This is a genomic window from Streptomyces sp. NPDC001415 (genome assembly GCF_053597395.1).
This window is the reverse complement of sequence record NZ_JBSFIE010000005.1, coordinates 200,234-225,442: the sequence shown is the minus strand read 5'-3', so window position 1 is coordinate 225,442 and position 25,209 is coordinate 200,234. Positions and strand designations below refer to the sequence as shown.

20 protein-coding genes are annotated in these 25,209 nt (G+C 70.9%); 9 read left to right on the top strand and 11 right to left on the bottom strand.

Annotated features, from left to right (window positions below; translation table 11 throughout):
• Position 1 precedes the first annotated feature (1 nt).
• Positions 2-190 (bottom strand): ferredoxin, encoded by a 189-nt coding sequence (locus tag ACWC2B_RS08890; RefSeq protein WP_450715773.1) that lies wholly within the window; start codon positions 188-190, stop codon positions 2-4.
• Positions 191-430: 240 nt separating this feature from the next.
• On the opposite strand from ACWC2B_RS08890, the gene ACWC2B_RS08885 reads away from it, so the two are divergent.
• The 4 genes from ACWC2B_RS08885 to ACWC2B_RS08870 all read left to right on the top strand — a co-directional run bounded on the left by ACWC2B_RS08885 (position 431) and on the right by ACWC2B_RS08870 (position 5,019).
• A complete protein-coding gene (locus tag ACWC2B_RS08885; RefSeq protein WP_450715772.1) occupies positions 431-1,834 on the top strand; it encodes a glutamine synthetase family protein in 1,404 nt (467 codons plus the stop codon).
• 128 nt (positions 1,835-1,962) lie between these two features.
• Positions 1,963-3,243 carry a cytochrome P450 gene (locus ACWC2B_RS08880; protein ID WP_450715771.1) on the top strand — a complete coding sequence of 427 codons (1,281 nt, stop codon included), beginning with the start codon at positions 1,963-1,965 and terminating at the stop codon, positions 3,241-3,243.
• Positions 3,244-3,409: 166 nt separating this feature from the next.
• The gene (locus ACWC2B_RS08875) at positions 3,410-4,180 is read left to right on the top strand and encodes an IclR family transcriptional regulator (RefSeq protein ID WP_450715770.1); all 771 of its coding nucleotides are present in this window, start codon (positions 3,410-3,412) and stop codon (positions 4,178-4,180) included.
• Positions 4,177-5,019: an SMP-30/gluconolactonase/LRE family protein gene (locus tag ACWC2B_RS08870; protein ID WP_450715769.1), complete on the top strand. Its 843-nt coding sequence runs from the start codon at positions 4,177-4,179 to the stop codon at positions 5,017-5,019. Before ACWC2B_RS08875 ends, ACWC2B_RS08870 begins: the two co-directional genes overlap by 4 nt.
• Before the next feature lie 72 nt (positions 5,020-5,091).
• Here the strand turns inward: ACWC2B_RS08870 and ACWC2B_RS08865 are convergent, their stop codons facing one another.
• The 7 genes from ACWC2B_RS08865 to ACWC2B_RS08835 form a co-directional block, all read right to left on the bottom strand.
• A complete protein-coding gene (locus tag ACWC2B_RS08865; RefSeq protein WP_450715768.1) occupies positions 5,092-6,252 on the bottom strand; it encodes an aldose epimerase family protein in 1,161 nt (386 codons plus the stop codon).
• A gap of 63 nt (positions 6,253-6,315) precedes the next feature.
• Entirely contained in the window at positions 6,316-7,551 is a 1,236-nt protein-coding gene (gene mmsB, locus ACWC2B_RS08860) for a multiple monosaccharide ABC transporter permease (RefSeq protein WP_450715767.1), read from the bottom strand.
• Positions 7,552-7,556: 5 nt separating this feature from the next.
• Complete coding sequence (gene mmsA, locus ACWC2B_RS08855) at positions 7,557-9,116, bottom strand: multiple monosaccharide ABC transporter ATP-binding protein (protein WP_450715766.1); 1,560 nt, start codon at positions 9,114-9,116, stop codon at positions 7,557-7,559.
• Positions 9,113-10,222, bottom strand: a complete 1,110-nt coding sequence (gene chvE / locus ACWC2B_RS08850; RefSeq protein ID WP_450715765.1) for a multiple monosaccharide ABC transporter substrate-binding protein — start codon at positions 10,220-10,222, stop codon at positions 9,113-9,115. Before chvE ends, mmsA begins: the two co-directional genes overlap by 4 nt.
• Before the next feature lie 5 nt (positions 10,223-10,227).
• A complete protein-coding gene (locus ACWC2B_RS08845) occupies positions 10,228-11,211 on the bottom strand; it encodes a hypothetical protein (protein ID WP_450715764.1) in 984 nt (327 codons plus the stop codon).
• A gap of 123 nt (positions 11,212-11,334) precedes the next feature.
• Positions 11,335-12,348, bottom strand: coding sequence for a zinc-dependent alcohol dehydrogenase (locus ACWC2B_RS08840; protein WP_450715763.1), 1,014 nt, complete (start codon positions 12,346-12,348; stop codon positions 11,335-11,337).
• Entirely contained in the window at positions 12,345-13,505 is a 1,161-nt protein-coding gene (locus tag ACWC2B_RS08835; RefSeq protein ID WP_450715762.1) for a mandelate racemase/muconate lactonizing enzyme family protein, read from the bottom strand. The genes ACWC2B_RS08840 and ACWC2B_RS08835 overlap by 4 nt, the downstream gene beginning before the upstream one ends.
• 237 nt (positions 13,506-13,742) lie before the next feature.
• Between ACWC2B_RS08835 and ACWC2B_RS08830 the strand changes: the two genes are divergently transcribed.
• Together ACWC2B_RS08830 and ACWC2B_RS08825 are read left to right on the top strand one after the other, a co-directional pair.
• Positions 13,743-16,334: an alpha-L-arabinofuranosidase C-terminal domain-containing protein gene (locus ACWC2B_RS08830; protein WP_450715761.1), complete on the top strand. Its 2,592-nt coding sequence runs from the start codon at positions 13,743-13,745 to the stop codon at positions 16,332-16,334.
• 110 nt (positions 16,335-16,444) lie between these two features.
• Positions 16,445-19,633: an amidohydrolase family protein gene (locus tag ACWC2B_RS08825; protein ID WP_450715760.1), complete on the top strand. Its 3,189-nt coding sequence runs from the start codon at positions 16,445-16,447 to the stop codon at positions 19,631-19,633.
• Between the two features lie 59 nt (positions 19,634-19,692).
• Here ACWC2B_RS08825 and ACWC2B_RS08820 read toward each other — a convergent pair whose 3' ends face one another.
• Positions 19,693-19,983, bottom strand: a complete 291-nt coding sequence (locus ACWC2B_RS08820; protein ID WP_450715759.1) for a hypothetical protein — start codon at positions 19,981-19,983, stop codon at positions 19,693-19,695.
• A 177-nt stretch (positions 19,984-20,160) separates the two neighbouring features.
• Here ACWC2B_RS08820 and ACWC2B_RS08815 point away from each other — a divergent pair, with 177 nt between their 5' ends.
• Genes ACWC2B_RS08815 through ACWC2B_RS08805 form a run of 3 tightly spaced genes read left to right on the top strand, consistent with a single transcriptional unit; the run spans position 20,161 to position 22,447 of the window.
• Positions 20,161-20,841, top strand: a complete 681-nt coding sequence (locus ACWC2B_RS08815) for an ABC transporter permease (RefSeq protein WP_450715758.1) — start codon at positions 20,161-20,163, stop codon at positions 20,839-20,841.
• Positions 20,838-21,512, top strand: a complete 675-nt coding sequence (locus ACWC2B_RS08810) for an ABC transporter permease (protein WP_450715757.1) — start codon at positions 20,838-20,840, stop codon at positions 21,510-21,512. Before ACWC2B_RS08815 ends, ACWC2B_RS08810 begins: the two co-directional genes overlap by 4 nt.
• Positions 21,509-22,447, top strand: a complete 939-nt coding sequence (locus tag ACWC2B_RS08805) for a glycine betaine ABC transporter substrate-binding protein (RefSeq protein ID WP_450715756.1) — start codon at positions 21,509-21,511, stop codon at positions 22,445-22,447. Before ACWC2B_RS08810 ends, ACWC2B_RS08805 begins: the two co-directional genes overlap by 4 nt.
• 44 nt (positions 22,448-22,491) lie before the next feature.
• Here the strand turns inward: ACWC2B_RS08805 and ACWC2B_RS08800 are convergent, their stop codons facing one another.
• Together ACWC2B_RS08800 and ACWC2B_RS08795 are read right to left on the bottom strand one after the other, a co-directional pair.
• Positions 22,492-23,652 (bottom strand): betaine/proline/choline family ABC transporter ATP-binding protein, encoded by a 1,161-nt coding sequence (locus ACWC2B_RS08800; RefSeq protein WP_450715755.1) that lies wholly within the window; start codon positions 23,650-23,652, stop codon positions 22,492-22,494.
• Between the two features lie 64 nt (positions 23,653-23,716).
• Positions 23,717-25,207, bottom strand: coding sequence for a sensor histidine kinase (locus ACWC2B_RS08795; protein ID WP_450715754.1), 1,491 nt, complete (start codon positions 25,205-25,207; stop codon positions 23,717-23,719).
• Positions 25,208-25,209 lie beyond the last annotated feature (2 nt).

The window sequence follows — 25,209 nt, the reverse complement described above, 5'->3', positions numbered from 1 at the left end:
CTCAGGCCTCGATCCGGATGGCCTGCATCGGGCAGACGTCGGCGGCCTCCTCGACGTCCGCGCGGAACGCTTCACCGGGATCGCTGAGGTAGGCGAGGCGTGCGTTGTCGTCGAGGCGGAAGACGTCCGGGGCGGCGAACACGCACTGCCCGTGGTCCTGGCACTTGTTCATGTCGACGGCGACCTTCATGGGCCGACTCCCTGTGACCGAACTGCGAAACCGAGCCGTATGAACCGCGTAATCGAGCCGTATGAGCAAAACCGCTCGGCCGAACTCGTTTGACACCAAACAACATAGAGAGGTGTCGCCGGGGGGTCAATGCCCCTGCCGCGATGGGGAGTTCGTGCGCGCACCCTTGCGGGAAGGCGCCCCGCGTCCATACCGTTTGAAGCCAAACCAACAGCGTGCGCTCAGCCCGAGGAGACGTCGGTGAGTGCTCAAGTGCCTTCAGAAGCCCGCCAGTTCACGGAACGACTGTCCGTCGAGGGCATCGATGTCGTCCGGGTGACCTACCCCGATCTCATCGGCACCGACCGCGCCCGGGACGTGCTCCTCGGCCAGCTGCCCGCGGCCTGCTCGCACGGCCTCTCGTTCTGCCGCGCCGTCTACCACACGAGCCCGCAGGGCGATGTCGTCCCGATCGCGGGTGGCCTGGACGCGGGGCTCCCCGACATCGTCGTACGGCCCGACCTCGACACGCTCCTCGCGCTGCCCTGGGAACCCGGTGTCGCGTCCTGTCTGGGCGATGTCACCGACCCGGTGACCGGCGCGCCCGCCCCCGAATCCCCCCGTGCCCTGCTGCGCGCGGTGCTGGCCCGGTGCGCGGAACACGGGCTGCGCCCGATCGCGGGACCCGAGCTCGAATACTTCCTCTGCGATCCGGACCCCGGCGCGCCCGGCGGCTGGCGGCGGTACAGCGCCGCCGCGGGCGCCGTCTACACCGCGGGACTGCGCGCCGACCCCGACAACCACCTCCTACGGACGCTGCGGCTGCTGCGCGATCTCGACATCGGGATCACCCACGGCAACCACGAGTTCGACGGGGCGCAGTTCGAGATCAACCTCGTGCACTCCGAGGCGCTCGGCGCCGCCGACCGAGCCTTCCGGCTCAAGGCCGCCGTCAAGGAACTCGCCCGCAAGGAGGGCAGGCTCGCCACCTTCATGGCCAAGCCCTTCAACGACGCGGGGGGCTCGGGCTTCCATCTGCACCTGTCCTGCGAGGACGGAGCCGAGGGCGGGACGACGGGCGTCGGGGGCGAGGCCGGTGGCGCGGGGGAGGCCCGGAACGTCTTCGACGATCCCTCGGCGCCCTACGGCCTCTCCGCCACCGCGCGGCACGCCGTCGCGGGCCTGCTCGCCCACGCCCCGGCGCTGGCCGCCCTGGCCAACCCGACGATCAACTCGTACAAGCGCTTCGGCCCCGACACGGTGGCCCCCTGGCTCATCGACTGGGGTCTGGACAACCGCAGTGCCATGGTCCGCATCCCGCCCGAGCGCGGCCCCGGAGCCCGGCTCGAACTGCGGCTCGGCGACGCGAGTGCCAATCCCTATCTGCTCATCTCCGCGACCATCGCCGCGGCCCTGCTCGGCATCCAGGCCGCGGAGGAGCCGCCCGCGCCGCTGGAGGGGTACGGCTACGACACCGCGAGGTCCGCCCTTCTTCCGGACCGCCTGCCGACAGCGCTCGACGCCCTCGAAGCGGACACCGCGCTCACGGGAATCCTCGGCAAGGGCTTCACCGCGGCCTACCTCGCCTACAAGCGCAACGAGGTCGAGCGCTTCCAACAGCACGTAACGGACTGGGAGTTCACGGAGTACGCGTACCACCTGTGACCGGTGGAACCGTAGACCGCCCACGCGCCCTGCCTGCGACTCGCGGAAGCTCCCCCCGCGTACTACCTGTGACCCGCAGGCGCGCCGCTCGCCCGCGCCCCCGCCGCACCTCAGCTCAAGGAGTACCGATGGCCGAGGCCAGCCCCGCCGCGTACGACCCGATCCCTCTCGACGACGTCGACCTCGCCGATCTCGACCGGTTCACCGACGGTGTCACCCCGTGGCGCATGTTCCACACCCTGCGTCACCTGGACCCCGTCCACTGGCAGCCGGAGCCGGCCCCCAACTCCGGGTTCTGGGCGGTCACCCGTCACGAGGACATCGTCCGTGTCGACCGCGACGCCGACACGTTCACCTCCACCCGGTTCGTCAACCTCGAAGAGCTCGACGACGACCAGATCAAGAAGCGGGCCTCCATCCTCGAAATGGACGGGGCCCGCCACCGCGCGCTGCGCGGCCTGCTCCAGCGCCAGTTCGGGCAGAACGTGATCAGCGGCTACGCCGACTTCCTGCGCGGCCTGACCGCCCGGACCCTTGACGCGGCCCTCACCAGGACGGCGTTCGACTTCGTGGAGCACGTATCCGCCGACTTCCCGATCAACGTCCTCGCCCGGCTCCTGGACGTGCCGCCCGAGGACAACCGGCGGCTCATCGACTGGGGCAACCGCATCATCGGCCACACCGACCCCGACTACGCCGACGTACTCCTCGACAGCGTGGAGAGCGAGCGGTACCGGGACCTGCCGTTCCGCTCGCCCGCCTCCATCGAGGTCTTCGAGTACGGCCGCGAACTCGCCCGGCGGCGCCGCGGCGGCCGGGGCACCGACCTGGTCTCCCGGCTCGTCAACGAGACCCCCCGCGATCACATCCCGCTCAGCGCCCAGGACTTCGACAACTACTTCCTGCTGCTCGTCGTCGCGGGCAACGAGACCACCCGGCACGCCATCTCGCACACCATGCTGGCCCTGATCCAGCATCCCGACCAGCTCGACCGGCTCCGTCGCGAGCCCGCCCTCATCCCGGCCGCCGTGGAGGAGTTCCTGCGCTGGGCCTCGCCCGTGTACCACTTCCGCCGCACCGCGACCCGCGACGTCGAACTCGGCGGCAAGCGGATCAGGGAGGGCGACAAGGTCGTCATGTGGTACGCCTCGGGCAACCGGGACGAGCGGGTCTTCACCGACCCGTACTCCTTCGACGTGGCCCGCGCCGACAACGACCACGTCACCTTCGGCAAGGGCAGCCCCCACCTGTGCCTCGGCAACCTCCTGGCCCGCACCGAAGTCCGCATCATGTTCGAGGAGCTCATCCCCCGCATCGCCGACATCCGGCTGACCGGCGAGGTCCCGAGGGTCCGCTCCAACTTCGTGAACGGGATCAAACGGCTTCCGGTGGAGGTCACCCCCGCTTGACGGGCGAACCCGGCGAAGAGGGAGGATCGGTGAAGGCGCTGCCGGCCGGCTTCGGGCCGGAGCCGTTGGCGGCGGCCCATTGCCGGTGAACGTCCCTGCGGCTAGCCTATGTTCGTCATTCCGATCGATGGCCGGAGTTTCGAACAAGAAGGATGGGTGGCCGAACATGGGCCGACTGGTTCCCGCGGTGACCAGGGCGCTGGACGTCCTTGAGCTCTTCCTGCAGAGCGAGGGGAGCCTCTCCGCGCCCGATGTCACACGCCGCCTCGGGCTGCCCCGCACCACGGTCCACGAGCTGCTGACCACACTCGCAGCCCGCTCCTACCTGGCACAGATCCCCGAGCAGCCGGGCCGCTACCGGCTCGGGGTGCGCACCTACCAGCTCGGCAGCAGGTACGCAGAGCAGCTCGACCTCGCGGCCGAGGGTCAGCAGGTGGCCCGCGAGGTCGCGGAGACCTGCGACGAGACCGTCCACGTCGCGATCCTGGAGGACGCCGACGTCATCTACATCGCCAAGGTCGACTCCACCCACGCCGTCCGCATGGTCTCGGCCGCCGGCCGCAGACTGCCCGCGCACTGCACCTCCGTCGGCAAGATGCTGCTCGCCATGCTCCCCGAGGCCGAGCTCGACGCCCGGCTCGAAGGGCGCGAACTCGTCGGCATGACACCCGACAGCATCACCGACCCCGCCGCCCTGCGCGCGGCCCTCGCGGAGATCCGTGACCGGGGGACCGCGGTGGAGCACCGCGAGTCCAACCCCGACGTCAGCTGCGTGGCGGCGCCGGTCAAGGACAGCACGGGCCGGGTCGTCGCCGCGCTCTCCATCTCCGTGCCCATGATCAGGTGGAGCGGCGACCGCGAGGCCGAGCTCGCCGAACTCGCCCAGAAGGGCGCCGGCGACCTCTCCGTACGGCTCGGCCACCGGGGTGTGCGGTGAGGTACGAGCTCGCGGTACGGGAGTGGGCCGAGCTCGGCGAAGGGCCGACCTGGGACCCGGCGACGGGACGGCTGGTCTGGGTCGACATCCTCTCCTCGCGGATCCACACCTACGATCCGACCGACGGCCGCCGCACCGTCATGGCCACCGAGCAGCACGTCGGCGCCGCCAAGCCGCGTGCCGGGGGCGGCCTCGTCGTCAACCTCCGGGACGGAGTGGGACTGTACGGGCCCGACGGCGGATTCCGCTGGCTGCTCCACGACCCCGTGGCCGGCCGGCGCGCCAACGACGCGGCCGTCGCCCCCGACGGGGCACTGTGGGCCGGGACCATGCGCTACGACGAGGCGCCCGGCGGCGGCGCCCTGACGAGGATCGCCGCGGACGGCACCGCGACCGAGATCCTCGGCGACGTGGCCGTCAGCAACGGCACCGGCTGGAGCCCCGACGGGCGGGTCATGTACTACATCGACTCCCCGACCCGGACCGTCGACGTATTCGACTTCGACGGCCAACACGCCCACAACAGGCGGGAGTTCGCCTCCATCGAGGCAGGCGCCGGGTTTCCCGACGGGCTCGCCGTGGACGCGGAGGGCGGCGTCTGGGTGGCGCTGTGGGACGGCGGCGCCGTCCGGCGGTACGCGGCCGACGGCACCCTCGACCAGGTTGTCGAGCTGCCCGTCCGGCGCCCCACCGCCTGCGCCTTCGGCGGCCCTGACCTCACCGATCTGTACATCACCACCGCCCGCGTGGGGCAGACCGCGGCGCACCCTCTCGCCGGTTCGGTGCTCGTGGTTCCGGGGGCGGGACGGGGGCTGCCCGCCACCCCCTTCGCCGGCTGATCATTCCTGATGTTCCGTCAAATGCCGTGTGCCCCCTGGGAATTCCCAGGGGGCACACGGCTGTGTCAAGACTCAGCGCGTCGAGAACGCATGCACCGTAGACGTTCGGTACGTCGTGCCCGGGCGCAGCACCGTCGACGGGAACGACGGGTGGTTGGGGGAGTCAGGGAAGTGCTGGGTCTCCAGGCAGAGGGCGTCGCCCTGGCGGTAGGTGCGGCCTGAGGTGCCCTCCAGGGTGGCGTCGAGGAAGTTGCCGCTGTAGAACTGCAGGCCCGGCTCGGTCGTGTACATCTTCATCACCCGGCCCGACGAAGGATCGGCCAGGGTGAGGACATAGGCGGGCGAGGTCGAAATGCCCTTGTCCAGAACCCAGTTGTGGTCGAACCCCTTGGCGCGGACCAGCTGCTCGCCGCCCCGGCGGATGTCGCGGCCGATCGGTTTCGTACGCCGGAAGTCGAAGGGCGTGCCCGACACGCGGGCCAGCTCGCCGGTCGGGATGAGGCCCGCGTCGACGGGGGTGTAGCGGGCGGCGGCCAGCTCCAGGGTGTGGTCGTAGATGGACCCGCTTCCCTCGCCCCCCAGGTTGAAGTAGGTGTGATTGGTCAGGTTGACGACGGTCGGCCGGTCCGTGGTCGCCTCGTAGTCGATCCGCCAGTCGCCGCACGCGGTGAGCGTGTACGTGACGCGGACCTTCAGCGTGCCGGGGTAGCCCATCTCGCCGTCGGGAGAGACCCGGCTCAGGACGAGCCCGGTCTCCGAGCCGCGGGTGAACGGCTCCACCTGCCACATCTGCTTGTCGAAGCCCTGGGTGCCGCCGTGCAGGCTGTTCGTCTTGTCGTTCAGGGGGAGTTGGTAGGTGTGGCCGTCCAGGGTGAAGCGTCCCGCCGCGATGCGGTTGCCGTACCTGCCGATCAGGCCGCCGAAGTACGGGCTCTTGGCGACGTAGTCGGCGAGGTTGTCGAAGCCGAGCGCGATGTTCGTCAAGTGGCCGTCCCGGTCCGGGACTTCGAGGGAGTGGATCACCCCGCCCCAGGAGAGGACCTGGAGCCGGGTGCCGCCGGCCGCGACGGTCCACAGGTCCACCGCGGTGCCGTCGGCCAGGTTGCCGAAGTGCTTCTTGGTGGGGGAGTGGCGCGACGCCGCCTGGGCGGCCCCGGTCCCGGCGCCGAGCGCCGTCGTCGCGGCAAGACCCGCGGCACCCGCCGCCAGTACCGTACGTCTGCTGGTGTTCATGGAGCGGCTCCTTCAGGGAGTTCGGGGGAGATCAGACACAGGCTCTGAGGAATCGGAAGGAACTCACGAACCGACCTTGCGCTTGTTGTAGACGTCGAAGCCGACCGCGGCGAGCAGCACGAACCCCTTGATGACCTGCTGGTAGTCCGTGCCGATGCCCACCAGGGACATGCCGTTGTTGAGCACGCCGAGCACCAGGCCACCGATGATGGCGCCGAACACCGTGCCGACGCCTCCGCTCATCGACGCACCGCCGATGAACGAGGCCGCGATGGCCTCCAGCTCGAAGTTGACGCCCGCGTTGGGGGTGCCCGCGTTGAGGCGGGCGGCGAAGACGACGCCGGCCAGCGCCGCGAGCACACCCATGTTGACGAACACCCAGAACGTGACCCGCTTGTCCTTGACGCCGGACAGCTTCGCCGCCGCCTGGTTGCCGCCGAGTGCGTACACATGGCGCCCCACGACCGCGTTGCGCATCACGAAACCGAGACCGATGAGCAGTCCTGCGAGCAGGAGCAGCACGACGGGGACACCCCGGTAGCTGGCCAGCGTCATCGTGAAGGCGACGACGGCGGCCACCATCGCCACGCACTTGGCGATGAACAGGCCCTGGGGCAGCACATCGAGTTCGTACGCCTGCTGGCGCCGCCGGGACCGCACCTCCTGGACCAGCACGACCGCGATCAGGGTGAGCCCCAACAGCAGCGTCAGATTGTGGTAGTTGGTGTTCGGGCCGACCGCCGGGAGGTAGCCCGTGGAGATCTTCTGGAAACCCTCGGGGAACGGGCCGAGCGAGCGCGAGCCGAGCAGGATCTGGGTGCCGCCGCGGAACAGCAGCATCCCGGCGAGCGTCACGATGAACGACGGTATCCCGACGTACGCGATCCAGAACCCCTGCCAGGCGCCCGCTACCGCCCCGATGACCAGCGCGACGACCAGCGCGAGCACCCAGGGCACATGGTGCTCGACCATCATCACCGCGCACGCGGCGGACACGAAGGCCGCCAACGAGCCGACGGACAGGTCGATGTGGCCCGCGATGATGACGATCATCATGCCGATCGCGAGGACCAGGATGTAACTGTTCTGCAGCACCAGGTTGGTGACGTTGTTCGGCTTGAGCAGCACCCCGCCGGTCCAGATCTGGAACAGCACGACGATCAGGCCGAGCGCGACGAGCATCCCGTACTGGCGCATGTTGCGGCGCGCCGCGTCAAGCAGCAGCGCGGCGGGCGCCGGGCGCCGGGAGCCGGGTGCCGACGGGGCACTCCTGGGGGTGTCGGTGGTGACCGGACCCATGGCGACTACCTCTTGTTCGTGGTCATGTGGCGCATCAGCACTTCCTGCGTCGCCTCGGCCCTTCGGACCTCACCGGTGAGCCGGCCGGCCGCCATCGTGTAGATGCGGTCGCACATGCCGAGCAGTTCGGGGAGTTCCGAGGAGATGAAGACGACGGCCTTGCCTTGGGCCGCGAGCTGGTCGATGACGGTGTAGATCTCGTACTTGGCACCCACGTCGATGCCGCGGGTCGGCTCGTCGAGGATCAGCACATCGGGACCCGCGAAGATCCACTTGCTGAGCACGACCTTCTGCTGGTTGCCGCCGGACAACCGCCCGACCTGCTCGAAGACGGTGGGCGCCTTGATGTTCATGGACTTGCGGTACGACTCGGCGACCCGCCGCTCCTCGTGCTCGTCGATCACCCCCCGCCGGGACACCCGGCCGAGCGCGGCCGTGGTGATGTTGCGGGCGATGGTGTCGATGAGGTTGAGGCCGTACTGCTTGCGGTCCTCGGTGACGTACGCGATGCCGTGACCCACGGCCTCCGGCACGGTCCGCGTCCGGATCTCGCGGCCGTCCTTCCATACCGAGCCGCTGATGTTCCGCCCGTAGGAGCGGCCGAACAGGCTCATCGCGAGTTCGGTGCGGCCGGCGCCCATCAGGCCCGCGATGCCGACGATCTCGCCCCGCCGCACGTGCACGGAGACGTCGTCGACCACCTTGCGCTGCTGGTCGATGGGGTGGTGCACAGTCCAGTCGCGCACCTCAAGAGCGGGGTGCGCGCCCGGATCGCCCTCGTAGGGGGTGCGGTCGGGGAAGCGGTGGTCGAGGTCGCGGCCGACCATGGCCCGGATGATCCGGTCCTCGGACGTCCCGGGGTCCTTCACGTCGAGGGTCTCGATGGTGCGGCCGTCGCGGATGACCGTGACGGAGTCGGCGACCGCCGCGATCTCGTTCAGCTTGTGCGAGATGATGATCGAGGTGATGCCCTGCTCCTTCAACTCCAGGATCAGATCGAGGAGATGGGCGCTGTCGTCGTCGTTGAGCGCTGCCGTCGGCTCGTCCAGGATGAGCAGTTTCACCTCCTTGGACAGCGCCTTCGCGATCTCCACCAGCTGCTGCTTGCCGACGCCGATGTCCGCGACCCGGGTCCCCGGATGCTCGCTCAGGCCCACCCGCTTCAGGAGCCGTGAGGCGTGCTTCAGCGTCTCGTGCCAGCTGATGATCCCGCGGGTGGCGTGCTCGTTGCCGAGGAAGATGTTCTCGGCGATCGACAGATAGGGCACGAGCGCGAGTTCCTGGTGGATGATGACGATCCCGCGCGCCTCGCTGGCCCGGATGTCCTTGAAGGCGCAGGACTCGCCCTGGAAGAGGATGTCGCCCTCGTAACTCCCGTGCGGATGAACCCCGCTGAGGACCTTCATCAGGGTCGACTTGCCCGCGCCGTTCTCCCCGCAGATCGCGTGTACCTCGCCCGGGGCGACAGTGAGCGACACGTCGGACAGCGCCCGGACGCCCGGGAAGGTCTTGACGATGGAGCGCATCTCAAGGACGGCGGTCGCTTCATGGGTGGGTGCGCTCACTTGAGGGCACTCGCCTTGATGTAGCCCGAATCCACCAGCTCCGACTGGTAGTTGGACTTGTCGACGCTGACCGGGTTGAGCAGGAAGGCCGGCACGACCTTCTTCTCGTTGTTGTACGTCTTGGTGTCGTTGACCTGGGGCGTCTTGCCGTTCAGGACCGCGTCGGCCATCTGCACGGCCTGCTTGGCGAGCGCCCGGGTGTCCTTGTAGACGGTCTGCGTCTGGTTGCCCGCGATGATCGACTTCACCGACGCCACCTCGGCGTCCTGCCCGGTCACGACGGGGTAGGGCTTGGCCGCGGTCCCGTAGCCGCCGGAGCGCAGTGCGGACAGGATGCCGATGGAGATCCCGTCGTACGGCGAGAGCACGGCGTCGACGCGGGCCGAGGAGTACGCCTTGGTCAGCAGGTCGTCCATGCGCTTCTGGGCGGTCGCGCCGTCCCAGCGCAGGGTGGTCACCTGGTTGAGGTTCGTCTGCCCGCTCTGCACCACGAGCTGCTTCTTGTCGAGGTAGGGCTGGAGGGTCTTGAGGGCGCCCTGGAAGAAGTAGCGCGTGTTGTTGTCGTCGGGCGATCCGGCGAACAGCTCGATGTTGAACGGGCCCTTCTTGCTGCCGTCCTTGAGCCCCAGCTTGTCGATGATGTACGACCCCTGGAGCACGCCGACCTTCTCGTTGTCGAAGGAGGCGTAGTAGTCGACGTTCGGCGAGCCGAGGATGAGCCGGTCGTAGGAGATGACCTTGATGTGCTGGTCGGCGGCCTGCTTGAGGACGTCGCTCAGGGCGCGGCCGTCGATCGCGGCGATCACCAGGACGTCCACGCCCTTGGTGATCATGTTCTCGATCTGGGAGACCTGCTGGTCGACGTTGTCCTCGCCGTACTGGAGCTCGGTCTTGTAGCCGAGGTCCTGGAACTGCTTGACCATGTTGTTGCCGTCGTTGATCCACCGCTCGGACGACTTGGTCGGCATGGCGATGCCGATGGTGGAGCCCTTGCCGCCCTTCTTGGTCTCCTTGCTGCCGCCCTCACCGCTCTGCCCGCAGGCGGCGAGCGCGAGGGCGAGGGATCCGGCGACGAGGGCGAGTGCTGCTCTACGGGTGCGGCGCATGGTCATCAGTCCTTGAGGGAGAAGCGGTTGAGGGGGCCGGGGAGGCGAGAGCCGAGCGGGGACATGCCGCCGTCGGCGCCGTGCCGGGCGAGCAGGTCGAGCACGAGCCGGCCGCGGCGCACGCGCTCGCGCGCCGTGTCGAGGGCGGTGTCCCGCAGATGCGCGCCGTACGGGTAGATGCCGGGCGCCTTGGACAGCCCGAACTTGAGGTACAGCGGGGCGGCGCGGCGGATCAGCTCGGCCGCCTCGTACATCCGCACATAGCCGCCGAGGTCGTCCGGCGCCTCGATGTACAGGTCGATCGGGACGCCCGACACCCGCCGGATCTCCGTGAAGTGAGCCGGCGTCAGATCGGAGGGCACGTTCACGGAGTCCGCGCCGAGCCGCTCGTACACGCCGACCGACGCCGGGTTGACCGGGCCGATCAGAGCCGAGACCTTCAGGGTGGTCTCCGCGGGCAGCAGGCCCCGCTCGCGCAGCTGGTGCAGGGTCCACAGCACGCCCTCGTCGGCGACGAGCAGGCACTGGACGCCCAACTCCGTTGCCCGCAGGGCGTCTTCGACGCATCCGGCGAGCGCGTCGTGACCCCGGGCGCGCAGTCCCGCGCCGCCCGATGCGGTACGGGACGAGGCGCCGATGTCCCAGGTGCCGCGGGGTCCGGTGAAGAGGCAGAGTTCGATGCCGCGGTCCGCGCAGGCCTCGGCCATCTCGGTGATCTCGGCGTCGGAGAGCATCCACACGCCGCTGCCCTGGCTGATCCGGTGCACCGGCACGTCGAGCCGCGAGGACTCCTTGAGTACGACGGCGAGCGCCTCGGGGCCCTCGACCGAGGGGATCTCGGTGCGCCAGGAGCCGCCGTCGGGAAAGACGTGCGGGGAGGAGTCGGCGGGGTTGTCGGCGGGCGCGGCCAGGCCGAGCGCCGTCAGGGCCCGCTCGCCGGGGCGGCGGGGCCCCGGGGGTGTGAGGGAGGAGGCTGAAGTGTCGGTCACAGGCGGGGTTCCTTGTGTGAGCGGGCCTTCGCGATGTTCGGTATCTCGAACACAGTTCGGGTCATTGGGTACGAAGCCTTGGAATAGGGGGCGTGGTGGGGCCAAGGGCCGGGAAGTCGCGTCCTAGGGGCGCAGCAGGACCTTTCCGGTCTTGGGGTCGCCGCCGCCGACCAGTGCGAGCGCGTCGGCGTACCGGTCGAGCGGGAACTCGTGGGTGATCAGCGCCGCCGGGTCGATCTGCCCGGTGACGAACGCCCGCACCGCGAAGGACCATGCCGCCGACGAGGCGCCGAAGACGCTGGAAACGGTGAGTTGGCTCAGCGAGAGATGCACGGGGTCGATGCCGAGGGCGCCCGGCGCGAACATCCCGGTGAGGACGACGCGGCCGCCGCGCCGGGCGAGCAGCGTCGCGTCGGCGGCCGTGGACGGCGCGCCCGCCGTCTCGATCACGAGGTCGAAGCGGCCGCGCACGTCATGGGACAGCTCTGGCGTGCGGGCCTCGGTCGCCCCCATGTGACAGGCCAGCTCGGCCCGTTCGAAGCGGGGGTCGATCACCGCCAGCTCGCCGGGGGAGTAGCTCGACAGGAGCTGCACGGCGAGCAGGCCCAGCGTGCCCGCGCCGAGCACCGCGATCCGCTCGCCCGGCTCGGGCGCGCCGGTCCGTACGGCGCCGGCCACCACGGCGGCAGGCTCCAGAAGGGCGGCGGCGCTCAGGTCCGCGTCGTCGGGCAGCGGGTGCAGCAGCCGCGCCGGTACCACCACATGGTCGGCGAAGCCGCCGGGGTGGGTGAATCCGGTCTCGGCGTACGGGGCCGTGCACAGCGAGGTCTCGCCGCGCCGGCACCGCTCGCAGGTGCCGCAGGTGCGGAAGCCCTCGGCGACCGTCCCGCGCCCGACAAGCGACGGGTCGACGCCCGCCCCGGCCGCCTCGACGGTCCCGGCCCACTCGTGTCCGGGCGTGAGCGGGTAGCGCACGTAGTCCGCGTCGCGGTGGCCGTCGTACACCTCGCGGTCGCTCATGCAGATCCCCGCGGCGGCGACCCGCACCACGACCTCGCCCGGGCCCGGCTCGGGGCGCTCCCGGGTCACCAGGCGGTGCCTGCCCGGCGCGTCGACGACGATCGCGCGGCTGCTCATCCCCGCGCCCCGGACGGGTCGCGCTTCTCCCAGCCCTCGGCCCACAGGTCGAACCGGGCCTGCTGCTGGGGGAATTCGGCCGCCGCGTCCACATCGAGCTCGACGCCGAGGCCCGGCGCGTCCGACAGCTCGAAGTAGCCGTCGACCACCTGCGGGGCGCCCTTGACGACCTTCTTGATGTCGGCGTCGGCGAAGTCGTTGAAGTGCTCCAGAATCTTGAAGTTCGGTGTGCAGCCCGCCACTTGGAGGGAGGCCGCCGTGAGCACCGAACCGCCCACGTTGTGCGGCGCGACCAGCATGTAGTGCGTCTCGGCGGTCGCGGCGAGCTTCCTGGTCTCCAGGATGCCGCCGATGTGGCCGACGTCCGGCTGGATGATGTCGGTGGCCTGCGACTCGAAGAGCTCGCGGAACTCGATCCGGTCGTGGATGCGCTCGCCGGTCGCGATCGGGATGTCGACCTTGCCCGCGACCTTCGCCAGCGCCTTGAGGTTCTCCGGCGGAACCGGCTCCTCCAACCACGCCGGGTCGAAGGGCGCGAGCTCGTGGGCGAGGCGCACCGCGGTGGCCGGCGAGAACCGGCCGTGCATCTCCAGCATCAGCTCGGTGTCCGGGCCGATGGCGTCCCGCACCGCCTCGATCAGCGAGACGGCGTACAGGGACTGCTCGCGGTCCAGCTCGAAGTGGCCGGTGCCGAACGGGTCGATCTTCAGCGCGCGGTATCCGCGCTCGACGACCGCCTGGGCCGCCTTGTGGTAGGCCTCCGGGGTGCGCTCGGTGGTGTACCAGCCGTTGGCGTACGCCTTGACCCGGTCGGTCACCCTGCCGCCGAGCAGCTGCCACACCGGGACGCCCAGGGCCTTGCCCTTGATGTCCCAGCAGGCCATCTCCACCACGGCGATGCCCGACATCACGATCTCGCCGGCGCGCCCGTAGTCGCCGTACTTCATCCGGCGCACGAGGTCCTCGATCGCGAAGGGATCGGATCCCGCGATGTGATTGGCCTCGGCCTCGTGGAGGTAGCCGATCAGCGCGTCGGTGTGGCCGAGCATCCTGGTCTCGCCGACGCCGGTCAGGCCCTCGTCGGTGTGGACCTGGACGTAGGTGAGGTTTCGCCAGGGGGTCCCGACGACGTGGGTGCTGATTCCCGTGATTCGCAAGGCAGTTGCTCCTGATGCGCTGCTGTCCGTGGCGTTCGATATCTCGTCATGCGTTCGAAATCCTGGCGTGACGGTAATGACGTGCGGCCGAGGGTGTCAATGGGTCGGACAGGAACCGTTCCGAGCTGGTCCCGGGGTGTTGACGTAGTGACGGAAGAGGCGGAATGCTCCCCGGCGTCGAAATGCAGAACGACGTCCGAAATCTCGAACCCGCAGCGAGAGTTGAGGAGCACCCGCATGACACAGTCCACCCCCGCCCCCGCCCAAGTCTCCGGGCCCAGCCGCAGGGCGCTCGTGACCGCGCTCGGCGCGCTGCCGCTGGCCGGCGCGATCGGCCCCGCGCTCGCGGCCTCTCCCGCGCGGGCCGCCGAGTCGGCGCTCCCCGGGCCCGTCGCCCACTGGGCCTTCGACGAAGGGGCGGGTACGGCCGCCGCCGACAGCTCCGGCCACGGACGTACGCTCACCCTCGCCGGCGGCGCGAAGTGGGGCGCCGCGAAGTCCGGCGCGGCCGCCCTCGACGTCTCGGCGGGCGGCGACGCGTCCGCGGCCGGTCCGGTGGTGGACACGTCGAAGAGCTTCAGCGTCGCCGCCTGGGTGCGGCTCACCGGAACCGCCGGATACCAGACCTTCGTGTCCGTCGACGGGCTCGCGGTGAGCGGGTTCTATCTCCAACTCCGGGACGACACAGGGTCGTTCGCGTTCACCCGGCTGCCGTCCGACTCGACCTCGGCGAACGGCGGAGCGGGTGTCGCCGGGGCGGCCTCCGTGCCCGTGACGGGCGCCTGGTACCACCTGCTCGGCGTCGACGACACGGCGGCGGGGGTCATACGCCTCTACGTCAACGGCGTCCTCGAAGGCGAAGTGCCCTACACCGGAGGCTGGCGCGCCAGCGGCGCGACCGTGGTCGGCCGAGGCCTGTTCGGCGGAGCCAGGGTCGACCAGGCCCATGCCCTCATCGACGACGTCCAGGTCTTCGACGCCGCCCTCACCGCCGCCGATGCCGCCGCCCTCGCGGGCGTACCCGTCGACTCCACCCAGCCCCTCCTGACCATCGACACCACCCGTCCCGGACCCCAGGTCAGCACCGAACTCGGCGGGATCTTCTTCGAGGACATCAACCACAGCGGCGAGGGCGGCCTCTACGCCGAACTCGTCAACAACCGCAGCTTCATGGCCGCGGCGACACCGCTCCACTGGAGCGCCACCGGCACCGCGGCCCTGGCCATTGACACCGCCCAGCCGCTCAACTCCGCCCTCACCCAGTCGCTGCGCGTGAGTGCGAAGGCGGCCGGTGACGGCGTCGCCAACGAGGGCTACTGGGGCATCCCGGTCCGCCCGGCCACCGCCTACCGCGCCTCCCTCTACGCCAAGTCGGCTGATTCCACAGGCAAGTTGACCGTCAGCATCACCGGCGCGGACGGCAAGGTCCATGCCTCCGGCACCACCGGGCCCCTCACCGGATCGTGGCGCAAGTACGAGCTCACCCTGCGCACCGCCCCCGGCGCACCCACCACCGCGAACGCCCGCCTCGTCGTCACCGCCTCGGCGCCCGGCACGCTCTGGCTGAGCCAGGTCTCGCTGTTCCCGCCCACCTACAAGGGCCGCAAGAACGGGCTCCGCGTCGACCTGATGGAGAAACTCGCCGCCCTGGAGCCGAAGTTCCTGCGCTTCCCCGGCGGCAACTACCTCGAAGGCAACGTCATAGCCGACCGCGTCGACTGGAAGAAGACGATCGGCCCCCTCGAACAGCGCCCGGGCCACCACAACTCGGCCTGGGGCTACTGGTCCACGGACGGCCTCGGCCTGCCCGAATTCCTCCAGATGACGGAGGACCTCGGCTGCATGCCGCTGCTGTGCGTGTACGCCGGGTACTCCCTCCACGGCGACCACGTCACCGGCGACGCCCTGAAACCGTTCGTGCAGGACGCCCTCGACCAGATCGAGTACATCACCGGCCCCACCACCTCCAGGTGGGGCGCCCGCCGCGCCGCCGACGGCCATCCCGAGCCGTTCCCCCTGAAGTACGTCGAGATCGGCAACGAGGACTTCTTCGACAAGTCCGGCTCCTACGAGGAGCGTTACGCCGCCTTCCACGACGCGATCAAGGCGCGCTTCCCCGCTCTGAAGCTGATCGCCACGACGCCGGTGGCCTCCCGACCGTACGACCTGATCGACGAGCACTCCTACCAGTCGCCCTCCGCCTTCCAGGCGGCCTCCCACAAGTACGACCAGCGCGACCGGAAGAGCCCGAAGGTGTTCGTCGGCGAATGGGCTTCGCAGGAGGGCCGGCCCACCCCCAACCTCAACGCCGCGCTCGGTGACGCCTCCTGGCTCGCCGGCCTCATCCGCAACTCCGACCAGGTCCTGATGGAGTCGTACGCCCCGCTGTTCAGCCACGTGCGGGACAACACCTGGGCCACCAACCTCATCGCTTACGACGCGCTGACCAGCTACAACTCGCCGAGCTACTACGCCCAGCAACTCCTGCTCACCCGGCGCGGCACCGTCGTCCTGCCCACGGCGGTGCGTGCCCTGCCGGGACTCAACGCCGTCACCACCCACGACCCGGGCGCCCGCCGCGTCTACCTCGCGGTGGTCAACACGGGTGGCACGGCCCGCAAGACCACCGTCGCCCTGCAAGGTGTGGCCCGTACCGACGCGTACGCCGCCGTCACCGTGCTCGCGGGGGCGAACCCACAGGCCACCAACACGCTCACCGATCCGCTCGCGGTGATCCCGCGCCGCGGCACCGTCAACGGCGTCGCACCCACCTTCACCGCCACCTTCGCCCCGTATTCGGTCACCGTCCTGGAGGTGCGCACCGCCTGACGAGCGGCCCAAGTCCCCGGATCCTGAGGGGGTTTGACGGGAGGTCGTCCCCCTTTGGCGGGAATGGCGGTGTTGCCCCTGCGCCGCACGGTGCGCGAGCGTGCTGTGTCATGGACCGTGACAACACCGCCACCCCCTTGTCCCTCTCCCGCCGCCAACTCCTCGCCGCCGCGGGCGCCGCCGGGGCCGTCACCGCCGTCGGCGCCGTGCCCGCCCCGGCCCTGGCCACCCCGCGCACCGGACTCTCGCTCTCCTTCACGGCCGCCACCAACGGCGCGGCGAGCCTCTCGCCCGCGGGGGACCACCTGATCGCCGAGATCCAGGACGTCCTGTGGTCACTGCCCCGCGTCGGCGGCACGGCCGAGCCGCTCACCCCGGCCGGACTCGAACCCACCCGGCCCGTGTACGCCCCCGGCGGCGAGCTCATCGCGTTCTGCGCGTACAAGGGCGGCGGCTACCACATCTGGACCATGCGGCCCGACGGCAGCGACGTGCGCCAGCGCACCGAGGGGCCCTGGGACGACCGCGGCCCCGCCTGGTCGCCCGACGGCACCCGCATCGTCTTCGCCTCCGAGCGCGGCGGCGACCCGGTGGCCGGCAGCCCGTACCGCATCCACCAACTCGACCTGCGCACCGGGCAGTTGACCCGCCTCACCGGACTCCCGGGACAGGACGGCCCGCTCCAGGACGGCCCGTGGGAGGACTTCGACCCCACCTGGTCGCCCGACGGCAAGCGCGTCCTGTTCGTCCGCGCCAAGGCCGTCACCACGCCGTCCGGGCCCGGCGTGGAGGCCAGGACCGTCGCCGCCGTTCCCGCCCAGGGCGCGGGCGCGGTCACCGTCGAGCACACCGAGACCGAGAACGCGCAGGTCATGACCCCGGCCCTGGCTCCTGACGGCCGCCGCCTCGCCTATCTGCGCACCACCGCCGCACCGAACGCCTCCTGCACACTCGTCGTCGACGGCGCCCCCGTCCCGGTCGCCGGGGACATCGCCCCGATGCCCCCGCGCTGGACGGCCGACGGCGAGCTGCTGCTCACCCTGGACGGCCGGTTCACCCTCGTACGCCCGGAGAACCCGGCCGAGCCCGAGTCCATCCCGTTCGCGGGCGAGCTGCCCGTCGACCGGCCGCGCTACCAGGTCAAGTCGTACGACCTCGGCGAGGAACGGGTGCGCCCGGTGCGCGGCATCCACCTGCCCGCGCTGGCCCCCGACGGCAAGCGCATCGCGTTCGCCGCCCTCAACTCGCTCTGGATCACGGACACTTCGGGATTCCGGCCGCCCGAGCGTCTGCGCCAGTCGCCCGCTACCCGCTACCTTCTCGGACCGGTCTGGGCGCGCGACGGCCGCTCGCTCATCTACGCCGACGACCGGGACGGGCTGCTCGGCGTCTACCGGCGGGATCTCGCCACCGGCGAGGAGAGCGCGCTCGCGACGGGCGGCCGGGTGCACCCGGCGCTCTCGCCCGACGGCAAGCGCCTCGCCGCCATCGACATGTCCGGGCGGCTCGTCCTGCGCGACCTCGCGAGCGGCACCGAACGCGTCCTGGTGAGCGCGCTCGGCGCGGGCGGGCTGCCCGGCCGGCCCACCTGGTCGCCCGACGGCCGCTACATCGCACTGTGCGACCGCAACCGGCTGAACCTGCGCTTCCGCGAGGGCTACAACGTCATCCGCGTCGTCGACACCACCACCGGCGCCGACAAGCTGCACGCCGTGGCCCCGCACGTCTCCATCGCCGACCGCTACGACTCCGGGCCCGTCTGGTCGCCCGACGGCCGCTGGATGGCGGTCGTCGTCGAATCCGCGCTGTGCCTGCTGCCCGTCGCCCCCGACGGCACCCCGCAGGGCCCGCCGCGCCCCCTCACCACCGAACCCGCCGACCACCCCTCCTGGTCCGGCGACTCCAAGACGCTGCTCTACCTGTCCGGCGCTCGGCTGCGGCTCATCGGCGTCGACGGCGGCGCCGCACGCACCGTGCGGGTCGCGCTCGACCAGCGCAGGCCCGCACCCGCCGACACCGTGGTGCACGCGGGACGACTCTGGGACGGCACGAGCGAATCCGTGCGGGAGGACGTCGACATCGTCGTGCGCTCGGGACGCGTCGCCGCCGTCGAACCCCACCGCAAGCGCGGGGCCCTGCGGACCATCGACGCATCCGACCGCACGGTCCTCCCCGGACTCTGGGACACCCACACCCACCCGTGGCAGAGCACGTACGGCGGCCGCCAGACCGTCGGCCAGCTCACCTACGGCATCACCACCGCCGTGTCGCTCGGCGGATTCGCCTACGAACAGGCCCGCATCCGCGAGGCCGTGGCCACCGGACAGCTCGCCGGACCGCGCCTACTGACCACCGGGGAACTGCTCGACGGATCCCGGGTCGCCTACAGCATGGGCCGCGCCCACCGCACCGAGGCCGGCCTCAAGCGCTCCCTGGAACGCGGCGCCGCGCTCGACTGGGACTTCGTCAAAACCTATGTACGGGCGCCCGGTTGGATCATGCAGGAGGCCGCCCGGTTCGCTCACGAGCGACTCGGGGTGCGCACGGGAAGCCATCTGCTCTCCCCGGGCGTCGAGGTCGGCCAGGACCTGACGACCCATCTACTGGCAACGCAGCGCGCCGAGTTCGGCCACGCCACCTCCGCGACGGGCAAGGCCTACGAGGACGTCATCGAGATCTACACGGCCCGCGGCATCAACTTCGCACTCATCGTCACGCCGTTCACCTCCGCGCCCCTGATCGGCTCCGACCCCGCTCTCGCCGACGATCCGCGGGTCACCGCCGTGATGCCGCCGTGGGACTCGGCGGCCGTGAAACACTCGTCGGGCGTGGCGCCCACCCAGGCCCAACTGGCCACCCTGCGCAAGGAGACCGACGTCTACCGCCGGGTCCTCGAAGGAGGCGGCCTGGTGGCGCTGGGCACGGACCAGCCCCTCGTTCCCGTCGGGCTCTCCCTCCATCTGAGCCTGCGCGCCCTGCACCTGGGCGGCCTCTCCGCGGCCGCGGCCCTGCGCACCGCGACCGTCCTGCCGGCCCGGCTGTTCGGGCTCGACAAGGACCTCGGCACCGTCGAACGCGGCAAGCTCGCCGACCTCACGCTCGTCGACGGCGACCCGTTCACGGACTTCGACTCCCTGGTGCGCACCACGGGCGTCCTCAGGGGAGGCGTGCCGTACACGACCGCGGATCTGGTGTCGGCTTTCGAGCCGCACGAGCGGCATGCCATGGCGAAGGCCGAGGACTGGCTGGAGGTGGGCCGCCTGATGCGCCGCGACGGCTGCTGCGACGCGGGCTTCTAGAGCAAGTGGGCCGGGCCACCCCTGTGGTCCGGCCTCGGGAAGCCGGGCGACCTCGACGGTCAGCCAAGGGCGGCAAGACCCTTCTCCAGGTCTTCCCCGTTCATGACGGGCGTGACCGAGATCTTGGCGCCCATCTCCATGAAGAACGGCTCGGCGATCTTCGGCATCTGGGACGGGTCGGCCAGGTCGAAGACGACGAACGCCGTACGACAGCCTTCCTCCGTGGTGAAGTAGGCGGCTTCGGGACGCAGGGCCTCCATCGTGGCCTGCATCGTCTTCTGCATCGTTCCGTCGCGGATGACTTCGTTGGTCTTCTCGGTGTTGAATATCGCCTTGAGGAGTACACGCACGGCACTCACCTCTTCCCGGCCGGGCGGGTGCCTGCGACGCACCGGTGACTCCCGGCCGTACTTACCCCAAGCGTCCCCCTTTCGCCCCATTATCACAATGTCTGCTCTCGCGACGTCCTGCCCCGAACAGCCCACCAGGACGCGCGGCCGACCGGAGCCCCGGGCTCCAATGAACGGGTGACCGCGCCTCCCGACGACTGCCTCGCGCGCAATGAGTGGATCTGCGGCGCATACCTGTCGAGCCGCCGCCAGATCCTCTGGGACGCGGTGCTCCAGCACCTCCACCTCACCGCCGTCTCGGTCCTGCTCGGCCTGGTCGTCGCCGTGCCACTGGCCGTCGCGGCCCGCCGCTGGCGCTGGGCCGCGGGTCCGGTACTGGGGGTGACGACCGTCCTCTACACCATCCCGTCCCTCGCCATGTTCTCGCTGCTGCTCCCGGTGTACGGGCTCTCGGCGTCGATCGTCATCGCGGGCCTGGTCCTGTACTCGCTGACGCTGCTCGTACGGAACATCCTGGCCGGACTGCGCGCCGTCCCCGAGGACACCCGGCAGGCGGCCCGGGGCATGGGATACGGGCCGGTACGGCTGCTCCTGGCCGTGGAACTCCCGCTCGCGGTGCCCGCCGCCATGGCCGGGCTGCGCATCGCCACCGTCTCCGCGGTGTCCCTGGTGACGGTCGGCGCCATCGTCGGCTACGGCGGCCTCGGCAACCTGATCTACGCCGGGATGAACACGTACTTCAAGGCGCAGGTGCTCACCGCCTCCGCGCTGTGCGTGGTGATCGCCGTCGCCGCCGACCTGGTGCTGCTCGCCATCCAGCGGCTCCTCACGCCCTGGACGAGGGCGGCGCCCGCATGAACACCCTCTCCGACGCCTGGTCGTGGCTCACCTCCGCCGCCCACTGGTCCGGTGAGAACGGCATCTGGCACCGGCTCGGCGAACACCTCTGGCTCACCGCGCTGTGCCTCGTCCTGAGCTGCCTCGTCGCGCTGCCCGTGGCGCTCGTGCTCGGCCACCTCGGCAAGGGCGGCACGCTCGCCGTCAACCTCTCGAACGTGGGCCGGGCCGTGCCCACCTTCGCCGTCCTCGTGCTGCTCCTGCTGACCCCGCTCGGCAAGCACGGCGAGTGGCCCACCATCGTCGCGCTGATCCTCTTCGCCGTCCCGCCGCTGCTGACCAACGCCTACGTCGGGATGCGCGAGGTCGACCGCGACGTGGTGCGGGCCGCCCGGGGCATGGGCATGACCGGACGCCAACTCCTGCTCCGCGTCGAGCTTCCCCTCGCCCTGCCGCTGATCCTCACCGGTGTGCGGATCGCCGCCGTCCAGCTCGTCGCGACCGCCACGCTCGCCGCTCTCGCGGGCGGCGGAGGACTCGGAAGGATCATCACCGCCGGGTTCAACCTCGCCTCGACGCCCCAAGTCGTCGCGGGCGCCGTCCTGGTGGCGGTTTTCGCGCTGGTGGTGGAGGGAATCTTCGAGGTGGTCCAGCGCCTCGCGCCGCACTGGGCGAGGGGCGGTTCCGGATGAGGCCGCGCCTGCTGATGGCCGGCCTCGCCCTGACGGCGGTCGCCGCCTGCACGACCGGGCCGAGCCTGGAGAAGCAGGGCTCGGTCACGGCGCCGCCCGGCGACAACAAGCACCTGACGATCGGCACGGCCGGGTTCACCGAGAGCGACGTCCTCGCCCAGATGTACGCGCTGCTCCTCGACCGGGCGGGCTACGGCACGAAGATCCTGTCGGTGACCAACCGGGAAATCTATGAACCGGCCCTGGAGAGCGGGCAGATCGACGTCGTGCCCGAGTACGCGGCCACCTTCGCCGACTGGCTCAACGCCAAGGCCCACGGCTCCGACGCCAAGCCGGTCGGCTCACCGGACCTGGACCGGACGATGACGGCCCTGCGCGCCCTGGCCGCCCCGCGCGGCCTCACCGTCCTCGACCCGGGCAAGGCGGTGGACCAGAACGCGTTCGCCGTCGCGCAGTCCTACGCACGCGAGCACCGGCTCAAGACGCTGAGCGACCTCGGCGCGGCGAAGCTTCCGGTGCGGCTCGCCGCGGGCGACGAGTGTGTCCAACGCCCCTACTGCGAGCCGGGGTTGAAGAAGACGTACGGCATCGACATCACGGCCGTCGACCCCAAGGGTGTCGGTACGACGCAGGCCAAGCAGGCCGTCCAGAGCGGTCAGGACCAGATGGTCCTGACCACCACGACGGACGCCACGCTCTCCGCCTTCGGCCTGGTGCTGCTCGCCGACGACAAGCACCTGCAGAACGCGGACTACATCGTGCCGGTGGTGAACCGCTCACGCGCGGGCAGCGCGGGGGTGACCGGCGCCCTGGGCAAACTCAACACGGTCCTCACCACCGCCGACCTCGCCTCCCTGAACGAACAGGTCGACAGCTGGCGCCGACTGCCGCAGGACGTGGCGAGGAACTACCTCAAGTCGAAGCATCTGATCTGACGTCACCTTCCTTATGTCTCAGGGAAGTTGAGGACCCTCTGCTCTCATGCGTCCGCGACCGAGTCGAAGTCGACCTCTCCGCGCGCCACCCCCAGCGCGTCCGCGTCAACCGACCGCCGCAGCGCCTCGTGCAGCTTCGCCGGGGTCAGGACGCCGAGGAAGCGGGCGCCGTCCACCACGGCGACCCAGCCCGCGTCGTACTGCAGCATCTCGCTGAACGCCTGCTTGAGCGGGGCCCCGACCGGTACCCACGCCTCCATGCGCCGGGCCAGGTCGGCGACCGAGCCCGCCCCCGCCAGGGACAGCTCGTCCGCCGCGACCCAGCCGTGCAGCTCGCCCGACTCGTTGAGCACCACGGCCCAGCGCGCCTCCTCGCCGCGCAGCCGGGCCGCGGCCGCCTCCGCGGGTTCGCCGAGGCGTACGACCGGCGGCTGTTCCAGGTCGTCGGGTTCGACCCTGGTGACCGACAGCCGCTTCAAACCCCGGTCCGCGCCCACGAATTGGGCCACGTACGAGGTGGAGGGCGCCCCCAGGACCGACGCCGGGGTGTCGAACTGCTCGATGCGCCCGGACCCGTACACCGCCATGCGATCGCCCATCCGTACGGCCTCCTCGATGTCATGGGTAACGAGGAGGACCGTCTTGCGCACGGTCGCCTGGAGGCCGAGGAACTCGTTCTGGAGGCGTTCGCGTACGACGGGGTCGACCGCTCCGAACGGTTCGTCCATCAGGAGCACCGGCGGATCCGCGGCCAACGCCCTTGCGACGCCGACGCGTTGGCGCTGTCCGCCCGAGAGTTGCGCCGGGTAGCGCGGGCCGTACGTCGCCGGGTTGAGGCCGACGAGGTCGAGCAGCTCGGCCGCCCGCGCCCGGGCCTTCGCCCGCTTCCAGCCGACCAGTGCCGGGACGGTCGCCGTGTTGTCGAGGACCGTACGGTGCGGGAAAAGCCCGACCTGCTGGATGACGTAACCGATCCTGCGGCGCAGCTTGACCGGGTCGAGCGTGGCGATGTCCTCGCCTTCGACGAGGATGCGGCCGGAGGTGGGCTCGATGAGCCGGTTCACCATCATCATCGTGGTCGTCTTGCCGCAGCCGGACGGGCCGACGAGCGTGACCAGTTCGCCCTCGGCGACCTCGAAGGACAGGTCGTCGACGGCACGGGTGCCGTCCGGGTAGACCTTGCTGACCTGCTCGAACCGGATCATGAACCCACGCTAGGAGCCCTCGGCCCCGCCCGCACTCGGGCCGGTCCGGGGGAGTGGGCGCCGATCAGGGCGCCGCGGGCAGCAGCACCCGGAAGACCGCGCCCTCGCCCGGAGCGGTCTCCAGCTCGACCTGCCCCTGGTGGGCCTGGACAAGCGCCGAGGCGATGGCCAGGCCAAGACCCGCACCGCCCCCGGTCTGCCGGCTGCGCGAGGCGTCCACGCGGTAGAAGCGCTCGAAGACCCGGGCCGCCTGTTCGGGAGCGAGACCCGGGCCCGCGTCGGCCACCTCGATGATGCCGTGGCCGTCTACGGCGCCCACCCCGATCCGAACCGGAGAGCCCGAGGGCGTGTGCGCCACGGCGTTGCCGACGAGGTTCGCGACCACCTGGCGCAGCCGTGCCTCGTCGCCGAGCACCGGGGCCGGCCCGGGCACACCCCCGCCGCCCGGCCCGCTCAGGGTCACCTCGCGGGTCGGATCCAGGGCCCTCGTGTCGTGCAGGGCGTCCACCGCCAGGGTGCGCAGATCCATCGGGGCGAGCTGGAGCGGGCGCTGCTCGTCCATGCGGACCAGGGTGAGGAGGTCCTCCACCAGGCCGCCGAGCCGCACCGCCTCGCTCTCGATGCGGGCCATCGTGCGCTTCACATCGGCCTCGTCGGGGAGCGCCCCCATCCGGTACAGCTCGGCGAAGCCCCGGATGCCGGCCAGCGGTGTGCGCAGTTCATGGGAGGCGTCCGCGACGAAGCGCCGCATCTGCTCCTCCGACTCGGCGCGCGCCGCGAACGCCGATTCCAACTGGGCCAGCATCCCGTTGAGCGCGCTGGTCAGCCGGCCGGCCTCCGTACGCGGCGAGGCGTCCGGCATACGGTGCGAGAGCGGGCGTCCTGCCGCGATCTCCGCCGCCGTGGCCTCGATACGACGCAGCGGACGAAGCCCCGCCCGTACCGCGAACCAGCCCGCCACCCCGAGCAGCAGTGCCACGACGACGCCGATCAGCTGGAAGGCCGTGGCGAGGTGGTCGACCGTGGAGGAGACCTCTTCGAGGGGCGCGGCCACAATGACTCCGGCAGGGAGCGCCGGGTCGCCGCTGCCGACCGGCACGATCAGCATCCGCCAGCTGCCACCGCCGTGATCGCTGGGCACCTCGAAGGGCTTGCCCAGGTGGGCCCGCAGTGCCTTCGCGTCCATCACCGGCCACAGCGGCCGGGGGTCGCCCGCCGCGACGGGCTGGCGGAACTGGTCGGTGACCTTGCCGTCGGTGGCCGCGAAGGCGATCACGTACTGGCTGGGCAGCCAGGCCCGGCCGGACCGACCGGCGCGCGGCGCCGGGGTGCCCTCGACGCCGACCCGGTGTGCCACCGAGTCCCCGAACCGGTTCAGCTGCTGGTCCACCCGCTGCACCAACTGGCCGCGTACCGAGCTCAGCACGACGGTGTCGCTCACCGTGAGACCGAGCGCGACCAGCGCCATGGCGAGCAGCACGAGCCGCGCGCGCAGCGAAAGGGCGGCGAAGCGGCGCGGCAGCCGGCCGAGCCGCGCCCGGAGGTGTCTCAGCATCG